This is a genomic window from Deferribacterota bacterium, assembly GCA_034189185.1.
In the GTDB taxonomy this organism is placed as follows: domain Bacteria; phylum Chrysiogenota; class Deferribacteres; order Deferribacterales; family UBA228; genus UBA228.
Window position 1 is genome coordinate 21,787 of record JAXHVM010000006.1, and the last position, 9,461, is coordinate 31,247.

At 31.4% G+C, this 9,461-nt stretch carries 9 protein-coding genes; 5 read left to right on the forward strand and 4 right to left on the reverse strand.

Annotated elements, in window-relative coordinates:
- The first annotated feature begins 2 nt into the window (after positions 1 to 2).
- The 5 genes from SVN78_00945 to SVN78_00965 are packed head-to-tail and all read left to right on the forward strand — an operon-like array spanning position 3 to position 4,490.
- Positions 3 to 734, forward strand: a complete 732-nt coding sequence (locus tag SVN78_00945) for a hypothetical protein (GenBank protein ID MDY6820173.1) — start codon at positions 3 to 5, stop codon at positions 732 to 734.
- Entirely contained in the window at positions 727 to 1,638 is a 912-nt protein-coding gene (locus SVN78_00950; GenBank protein MDY6820174.1) for a hypothetical protein, read from the forward strand. The genes SVN78_00945 and SVN78_00950 overlap by 8 nt, the downstream gene beginning before the upstream one ends.
- On the forward strand, positions 1,635 to 2,078 hold the full coding sequence (locus SVN78_00955) for a hypothetical protein (protein MDY6820175.1): 444 nt from the start codon (positions 1,635 to 1,637) through the stop codon (positions 2,076 to 2,078). Before SVN78_00950 ends, SVN78_00955 begins: the two co-directional genes overlap by 4 nt.
- Positions 2,068 to 3,057: a class II aldolase/adducin family protein gene (locus SVN78_00960; GenBank protein MDY6820176.1), complete on the forward strand. Its 990-nt coding sequence runs from the start codon at positions 2,068 to 2,070 to the stop codon at positions 3,055 to 3,057. Before SVN78_00955 ends, SVN78_00960 begins: the two co-directional genes overlap by 11 nt.
- Positions 3,054 to 4,490, forward strand: coding sequence for an aldehyde dehydrogenase family protein (locus tag SVN78_00965; protein ID MDY6820177.1), 1,437 nt, complete (start codon positions 3,054 to 3,056; stop codon positions 4,488 to 4,490). The genes SVN78_00960 and SVN78_00965 overlap by 4 nt, the downstream gene beginning before the upstream one ends.
- Positions 4,491 to 4,512: 22 nt before the next feature.
- On the opposite strand, the gene SVN78_00970 is transcribed toward SVN78_00965, so the two are convergent.
- The 4 genes from SVN78_00970 to SVN78_00985 are packed head-to-tail and all read right to left on the reverse strand — an operon-like array spanning position 4,513 to position 9,429.
- A complete protein-coding gene (locus SVN78_00970; GenBank protein ID MDY6820178.1) occupies positions 4,513 to 6,126 on the reverse strand; it encodes a beta-N-acetylhexosaminidase in 1,614 nt (537 codons plus the stop codon).
- Positions 6,127 to 6,151: 25 nt separating this feature from the next.
- Entirely contained in the window at positions 6,152 to 7,186 is a 1,035-nt protein-coding gene (locus SVN78_00975; GenBank protein MDY6820179.1) for an SIS domain-containing protein, read from the reverse strand.
- On the reverse strand, positions 7,183 to 8,076 hold the full coding sequence (locus SVN78_00980) for a BadF/BadG/BcrA/BcrD ATPase family protein (GenBank protein MDY6820180.1): 894 nt from the start codon (positions 8,074 to 8,076) through the stop codon (positions 7,183 to 7,185). Before SVN78_00980 ends, SVN78_00975 begins: the two co-directional genes overlap by 4 nt.
- Positions 8,077 to 8,079: 3 nt before the next feature.
- Entirely contained in the window at positions 8,080 to 9,429 is a 1,350-nt protein-coding gene (locus tag SVN78_00985) for a sugar porter family MFS transporter (protein ID MDY6820181.1), read from the reverse strand.
- Positions 9,430 to 9,461: the final 32 nt, after the last annotated feature.

Consider the following 9,461-nt stretch of genomic DNA (forward strand, 5'->3'; position numbering starts at 1 on the left):
CTATGATGCAACGACCTATTCACGTTAGCCCTCAAGATATGTTAAAATCTATGCAGTTTAAAGAGGGGGATTTTGCAAATATCGCTGTTGTTAGCGGCCAACCGCAAAGAATACAACTAGCTCTTGAGAAATTAGAAAATCCAGTAAAAAATTTTAGCGCCTTTGGCTATACCTTCTGGACAGGTGAATATAAAGGCAACAAAATTACTGTAGGGAATGCTGGTTTATATGCACCAGATTCAGCAATGATTACAGAATTATTATGTGTAGGTGGCATTGACTATTTAATTAGACTTGGCTCCTGTGGTGCTTTAAAAGAAAATATCAAAATAGGTGACTATATTGTTGCAGATAAGGCTTTAAGAGGTGATGGCGTTACAAAATACTATGTTGAAGATAGTTTTGTGCCACAAGCAGATAAAGAATTAACTGACAAGTTATCAAGACTATTTGATAACACATATAAAGGCATGGTTTGGACAACTGATGCACTACTTAGAGAGACAAAGGAGTTTGTTAATGACGCAATAGATAAAGGAGCAATTGCAGTTGATATGGTTACAAGTGCTTTTTTAACAGTTGCAAATGTATACCAGAAAAAAGCAGCAGCAATACTTGTAGTAAGTGATAATCTTATAACAGGAGAGCTTGGATTTTCAAACATAAAATTTATCGATGCTGAAAAAGCACTAGTTGATAAAACATTTGAAATCATAGGTGATATTAGTGGTTAGTAATACTCCCCTAGCTTGGCCAGTTAAGCTAAGAGATAACACTATTTATGTATTAGATGAAACATTACTTCCTATTGAGGAAAAATATATAGTAGTCAATTCTTTAGATACCGCCCTTAAGGTTCTTGTTCAAATGAAAACAAGAGCCTTTGGGCAGGTACTACTATTTTTTTATACTTGTGCTATTTTAGGTGATATTGATAAGGTTACCCAATCATTTAGGAGTGCACGCCCTACATTTGATTTCTTATTATTATCAAATATTTTAAAAAAAGTTTGCTCTAAAATAAAAAATATAAAAGAAGCTGTGAATTTTTTGCTAGAGGATTTTGAAGAAAAAAGGATTAAACGTACAAAAAAAATAGCCCAGATTCTTCCTGATTTTTCAAAAATACTAACAATTTGTAATGTTAGCGGAGAGCTAGTTTATCTCTATAATTCATTAAGAGAGATTGGCAAAGATGCTTTTTTCTATGTCTCAGAAACAAGACCCTATTTACAAGGCTCAAGGCTAACTATGTGGGAGTTTAAAAAAGCAAATATCCCGGCAAAACTAATCTATGACAGCCAAGCGGCAATTATAATGGAGAATAAACTAATAAACTGCATTATAACAGGCTCTGATAGATCAACTAAAAATGGTGACATAATAAATAAAATAGGAACCTATCCTTTGGCGGTCCTAGCAAAGCACTATGGAATACCTTTCTATGCACTTGTGCAATACCCAAGCGAAATAGATATAGACAATATAAATATAGAAGAGCGCCCAGAAAAAGAGGTATTTATGTGGGTAAATGACAACAATTTGCCTAATAATTTAGATTCTTTCTATCCAGCTTTTGATATAACACCTTCAAGATTCATAACTAAAAGATTCGATCTAGCAGGTAATCTTAATTGAAATTAAAAGATATAAATAATATATCACTTATATGGGGAAATCCATCAAATAATTTCATAGAAACAACAAAAGATTCAACCTTTATTATCCCAGAAATGAGGCCTTCACTTCTAGGCCTAAATGTAGCAAAAAGATTAAATATTAATAATAAAGTAGTTTATATTACTGATAATATGATAGGTCTATTGTTTTATAAAAATAAAATTAGCAATATCATTTTTTTCTTTATAGAGAAGAATGATAACTATTATAGTTGTATACCAGGTAGTCTTTATCTTTATCTATTAGCTAAAAATCACAAAATTAATATTGATTTTTTAGAGGGTAAAGCTGTAGAGATAAACAAAGTACACACATCTATTTTAGAAGAATTTTATAGTAAAGAATATATGAAGGCAAAAGAAGAAATAATTTATTTGGAAGAAAAAAATGGTAGATAAAAAAGTAGATAAAAATATTGTAAATGAAATAATTTTTTGGGGTAAAGAACTCTATGATAAAGAACTAGTCATTTCAACATCTGGTAATATCTCTATAAAAGTAAATAATAAAATCTATATTACAGCACATAATGCATATTTGGGATACCTCAATGAAGATGATATTATACTGTTAGATGAAAAGGGTAACATTTTAGAGGGAAAAGGGGAGCCAACAACTGAGAAAAAACTACATCTAAGTATTTATGAAAATTTACCGGATAAGAATGTAGTTATCCATGCTCATCCATCATATACTTCATATTTTTATAACTATTTTGATAAATTAGAAACGCCTACATTTGAAGAAAAACTTTATTTAGGTAATATTGGGGTAGTGCCACAGAATTCACCAACAGTAGTTGATGTAAAACCTGTTATAGATGCTTTTGATATAAATAGTATAGTTGTTTTAAAAAGGCACGGTGTTGTTGCTGCAGGAAAAGATTTTAAAAGTGCCTTCTCACTAATTTATCTATTAGAAAACAATGCAAAGCTTAATCTTATATGTAATTCCTTAAAGGCAGAAAAGAGTGAGAAGCCTAAAGATGAGAATAAAAATAAGAAAAAATATAAATTATTCTCAGAAGAACATATCAATGCCCTTACTGATATAATAAACAATGATGAGAAAGCTCAAAGCTTAGGCAAAGAATATAATTTAACAACTATACTAACTGTCAAAGATAATGACACAATTATTTCTTTTCATTATAAAAATGGCAAAATTATAGAGATTAGTCATAATGATAAATCAGCAGATTTTATATTTTCAGCTAACAAAAATGTTTGGAGACAGATTTTTAATAGAGAAAATGATCCCTTTGTAGCTTATAGTCAGGGAAAAATAAAATTAAAGGGTGATTTTAATAAATTATCCACATGGTTCCCAGTCTTTGAGAGAACTTTTGAACTTTGGGGTTTAGCACCAGTGGAGTGATACAAGAAAATAATATGTATATTAATGGTGAATTCGTTAATAATAAAAATTATATAAATGTCGAAAATCCTTATACCCATGAGATAATTGCAAAAATATCTGAGGCAGATTCTAAAGACATTAAAAATTGTTTAAAACATGCTAGAAACGCCCAAAAAGAATGGGAAAAAACATCTCTACAAGATAGAAAAACTATATTAAATGAAATTGCCGATATAATAACAAATAACCTAAAAAAATTAGCAGAGATTGAAACAAAAGAAATTGGAAAACCCTTAAAAGAAAGCCTTTTAGTAGATATTCCCCTAGCAAACAGTGTCTTTAAATACTATGCATCAATTTTAGAGGATCTAAGCTCACCCATCTATATAAATAATAATGAAATTAACATAATTCAATATCACCCTTATGGTGTTGTTGGTATATTCTTACCATACAATGTTCCAATGATGATTTTTGCTTTTAATGTAGCTAGTGCCCTAGCAGCTGGTAATGCTGTCATTGTTAAGCCTTCTGAGTTAGGAAGCCTATCAATTTTAGAGCTTGCAAAGCACCTAAACAATTTAGACCTCCCAAAAGGACTTATTAATATAATAACCGGCAAAGGGGAAACAACAGGTGCACTATTAGCTTCATCTGATATTGATATAATATCATATACTGGTTCAACTAAAAATTTTACTCAAATGTATAAGAATTTAAATAAACCTAAAAAAATAATAAATGAAACAAGCGGAATAAATATAGCCCTTGTTTTTTCAGATTCTCAAATAGATGAAGCAGCAGAAAATATTATAGCAGCCTCTTTCATGAAACAGGGACAAATGTGTATAAATACAAGTATTTGTTTAATAGAGGATGAAATATACGATTCTTTTGTGAGGACACTTGTAGAAAAAACAAAAAAGATTAAACTAGGCGACCCCCTTTCTCCATTAACAGGAATGGGGCCATTAAGATCTAAAAAACAACTAGATGATACAATTGAACAAGTTAAAAGCTTAATAAATAAAGGTGGTAAAATTATTATTGGCGGAAATTCACCAGGAGAGAAATCTAGCGGTTATTTTTACAGCCCTACAATTATCGAAGTAAATGAGATTATCTACGAAGAGCTTTTTAACCCTCTATTAATGATAAAATCTTTTAAAAGGGATGAAATACAGGGATATCTAGAAAATAATCCAACAGGTCTAGTACTTCAAATCTGGACAAAAAATATTGAGTACGCTAAAGACATAGCTTTTTCAGCTAAATATGGTAATATTTGGATAAATTCCTTTGCTCAAATGTCTCAGACAACACCCTTTGGTGGTTTTAAGGAAAGTGGTTGGGGAAGGGTGCTTGGTAAATGGGGTCTGTTTGAGTTTTTACAACCTAAAAATATTGGTATAACCTTTGGCAAATCTAAAGTCTCTGGTTGGTTTGGCTAATTTTCACTTTTTATAGCCTAATTCAATTAGGTCTTCTGTAATTAACATTTAAAGTATCTAGTCTTTTTAAATGATTCCTTAATCTATTTTCAAAATTATCAAAATTTGTATTTTTGTAAGTCCATAAAACCTCAGATAAAGCACACTCCCTTGGAAAAGCCATATATTCAACGTGATCTGGGTTTGGCATATATTCAGTCCAAAGTTGGCCTTGTGCACCTAATATAAACTTTCTATTGTTAAAACTTAATTCACTTGGAACTGGATTAAAATTAAAAACATCCTCCAGAGTAATTAAGCCCCCAATTGCCAGTGGTTCACTACCTGATTCTGATTGATATTTATCAAAATAGGTATAGTTACTATCTGCATTAACAGTGTAAAAACCCATATTTGCCGCCTGTATTGCACCTGTATTTCCTCTCCAAGACATAACAACAGCTTCATCAGGTATACCACCCTCAATAATCTCATCCCAAGCTACCATAGTTCTTTTATTTGATTTCAAATACCTATTAATACGCCCCATAAACCAACCATACACCTCATACATATCTTTAAGATTATATCTCTCCATAGTAACTTTTACACGCTCACCATTAACCCAATGACCAGTTGAAACCTCATCACCACCAACATGTATATATTTGCTAGGGAATAGCTCTAAAACCTCATCTAGTACATTTTCTATAAAATTTATAGTGTTTTCATCTGCACAAAATATATATTTACTACCTCCCCAATCCTTCTTAACACCTGGATTTTTACCTGTGCATCCTAATTCAGGATATGAAGCTATTGCTGCTTGAGCATGCCCTGGCATTTCAATCTCAGGCATGATATCTATATGCCTCTTTCTTGCATATTGCACTACCTCCTTTATCTCATCTTGTGTATAATAGCCACCATGCACTATTCCATCATACTTTTTCTCACTTTCAGGCTGAGTATTTAAACCTATAAGGGTGCCATCCCTCCATGCACCAACTTCAGTTAATCTAGGGTATTTCTTAATCTCAATCCTCCAACCCTGATCATCTGTTAGATGCCAGTGAAACCTATTAAATTTATGAATTGCCAATAGATCAATAAACTTTTTCACAAATTCAATGGGCATAAAATGTCTACTAACATCAAGATGCATTGCGCGCCATTTAAAATGTGGCTTATCAACAATATTTACCCCTGGGACAATCCAACGAACACTATTTTGCACATTACTAGAGTATACTTTTGCCGGCAATAACTGAAGCAGTGATTGAAATCCATAAAATAAACCGTTATCAGTATTTGCAGAGACCATAATGTAATTATTATAGACATCTAACCTATATCCCTCTTTACCCAAATTACTATCATTTATTTTTTTAAATATTAAACAATTATCTAATTGCTTGCCTTCACCACTTAATTGTAATGGATAACCAGTAGATCTGGACAATATTGATGAGGCATATTGTGCTACATCCTTATCTATATCTTTATATATAATTTTTGTATTTTCATTAAACTCAAAACTTTTATTAGTATATTTAATACTTCTTGGCTGTGGTATTATAGCCACTTCACAATACCCTGTTAAATTTAACCCAAAGATTAAAAAAATTATTAAAATATATAGCTTATTTATAAACATAATATTAAAATCTCTTATACATTAACTATAACGTATTTGTAACTTTTGTTATAAAAGGTGGATTATCAGGATCTAACCCTTTTTCAACTGCAATTTTATAAACTATTCTGTAGAAAAATGTAATTAATATCAACGGGTCAACTTCAGGCTCATTTACACTCTTTAATATATGCGAGTATTTTTCATCAACCTGAAAAGAATCCCTTGAAGTAGTCAGCATGTAAGCTAAAGGTTTTATTTTATTAACATATTCAATAGTTTTTTTAGTTTGTTCTTTTGTAGCATCATCCACACAAAAATAGATAATAGGAAAGTCTTTGCCAATTAAAGCTAGTGGACCATGAAGTAATTCACTCGCAGAATACCCTTCTCCATGTATATTACATACCTCTTTTAGCTTAAGTGCTGCCTCTAGTGCAAAGGGGAGTAAATACCCTCTTCCAATAACATAGGCATTTTTGATTTTAGTTAATTCAATAAAAGAATCATCTATTTTCATTTCTATTACATCACTTATTACATCAGGAAGGCTGTATAATTTTTCAATATGTTTATTGTCAGCTCTCATGGTATAGTTTAAATATAGAGAAGCAAATGATGAGGCCACAAAGGTTTTTGTTGCTGCTACAGCTTTTTCACTACCTGCAAACATAGGTATTAAATAATTAGATATATTAGCAATTGGGGAATTTTGATCATTTGTTATAGTAATTGTTGTTGCCCCTAAATCATTAGCAAACTCCACAAACTTATATAGATCACTACTTTGCCCAGATTGGGATATAGTTATAAGTAATGACTCCTTTAGATTTAATTTACTTTTATACAATGTAATAACTGATGGAGTTGCCTGAATAACAGGGATTCCCATATTTATTTCAAAGAGATATTTTAAGAATAAACCAATATTATCAGAGCTTCCCCTTCCTAAAACAGTGATAAACTTAAAATCACTTTGCTTTATTTTATCTACAATATTCATAATTAGACTTCTATATTCTCTTAATTGCCTCTCAATAACATAGGGTATCTCCTTAATTTCATTTATCATTTTTTTCATAAACACCACCCTTTATTTAAACTATCCCTTATCATATATATAGCACCCTTTACTGGTGGGCTCTTTGGGTTAATTAATCTATTTTTATAATTATCACTTATAAAGCCTTTTAAAAAAGGGGCTATACTACCAATTAATGCAATATCTAGGGAGTTTGCCCCAATTTTTTTATCTAAATCTTCAATTAGCAAATTTATTTTATTTGCCGCATCAAATAAAATACTTAAAGCTATAGGCTCACTCTTATTTGCTTGTTCTACAACTAATTTAGCAAACTTAGCATAATCAGTAGATTTAGCACGCTCACTCCACGATACAATATTTTCTACCCTTTCATCAAAACATTTGAACAAAGCATCAAATAGTGGTGAATAATTAATCCTTCCATCATAATAGTATAAAAACTTTTTTATAGCAGTAAGCCCTATCCAGGCGCCTGAACCTTCATCACTAACCAGGAAACCCCATCCCCCTACTCTATATGTTTTTCCTTTGCAAATGGCAACTGCAACTGACCCTGTTCCTACAATAACTGCAATACCATCTTTACCTAAATGTGCTCCTAGGCAGGCTGTATATGCATCAGATTCGACAATTAATTTTTTAAAGGGAAAATTATGGGCATTTCTAAGAAAAGCTTTGAGAGCATGCCTATTCTCTAGACCTGCTAGCCCCATACCGGCATAAATGTTTAAACTATCCACATCTAATTTATATTGTAAAAAAAATATATTTATACCTTTTAGAATCTCCTTCCAAGCACTATCAGGAGACAAACTTATATTAGAGGGACCTGTTTGAGTATAAAATAATTCTCTGCCATCTTCATCCTCTATTAATAAATCTGTCTTACTAGCTCCACCATCTATACCTATAAATATACTATTCATTACCTAACACCTATCCTTCCAATAAACCTCAACCTCTTCTAAGGTCATCCCCTTAGATTCTGGTAAATATAAAAATGTTATCAAGAAATAAAGAAGCGCAAAAAAACCACATAAGAAAAATGGCCCAGCATATCCTATAAATTTAGTTAAATCCAAAAAAATAGCAGCCAATATAGCTGATGTTAATGAATTTGCAAACAAGGCTATTGACATCGAGATACTCCTTATCTTTAAAGGAAGTATTTCTGAAACTGCAAGCCAAACAACAACACCAGGTCCAATAGCAAAAAAAGAAATATATACTATTAATCCAAATATAGTTAAATATCCCTGAAGATTAGAGGGCTTAGCCAATAATAGAACTAAACCCACAAAAAATAAAGAGAGCATACAACCAAATGTCCCTATTGTCAAAAGAGGACGCCTGCCAATTTTATCAATTAATAAAAAAGCGATAATTGTTATAATAAAATTCATAAGCGTTATACTGACTGTACCCATCATTGCAACATAGACTGAAGGAACACCTGTTTGTTTAATAATATATGTGCTAAATTGTAATATGGAATTGATACCCACAGCCTGATTTAAAATTCCTACAGATAAAGCCAAAATAAATGGTAAGATATAAAATTTCTCTCTTAGATTCTTTATATTAAATGAAAAGTCTTTTTCTCTATCTTCAAGCTCTATTAGTTCATTATAACTTCTTCTAGCTTCTTCATCATCTGTTATCCTCAATAACACATTTAAAGCCTTATCTTTAAAACCTTTCTTAAATAACCAACGCGGAGATTTAATCAAAAAAAGAGAACCTATAAAAAATATTGTACCAGGTATTAGTGCAATACCAAACATGGCTCGCCAATTGCCAGACTTATGAAAAAGAGTATCAGATAGGGCAGCTATTAAAATACCTGCAGTTAGAAACAACTGAAAAAGTGTTACCCCTCTTCCCCTTAAATAAGCTGGGGTTGTCTCTGCTAAATATAAAGGTAGAACAATTGTAATTATACCAACCCCTAATCCCTGAATTAGCCTACCTAACATTATTTCGCTATATGAATCTGCTATTACCGTTAAGTATATGCCCAATATAAAGAGGATACCAGAAATAATGATCATTACTTTCCTACCTATTATATCTGCCAATGGGCCAGTTATTAATGTAGCAGCTGCTCCACCACCTAATACAGCAGCCACAATTAATGAAATTTGACTTTCATTTAAGCCTAAGTCTTTTTCAATAAAAACTAATGCTCCACTTATAACACCGACATCAAAACCATATAAAAAACCACCAAGACCTGCAAAAGCCATAACATAATATGAATATTTTTTTGTTATCCCCACTTTTATACCTCTTCATATATTCATTTAAATGC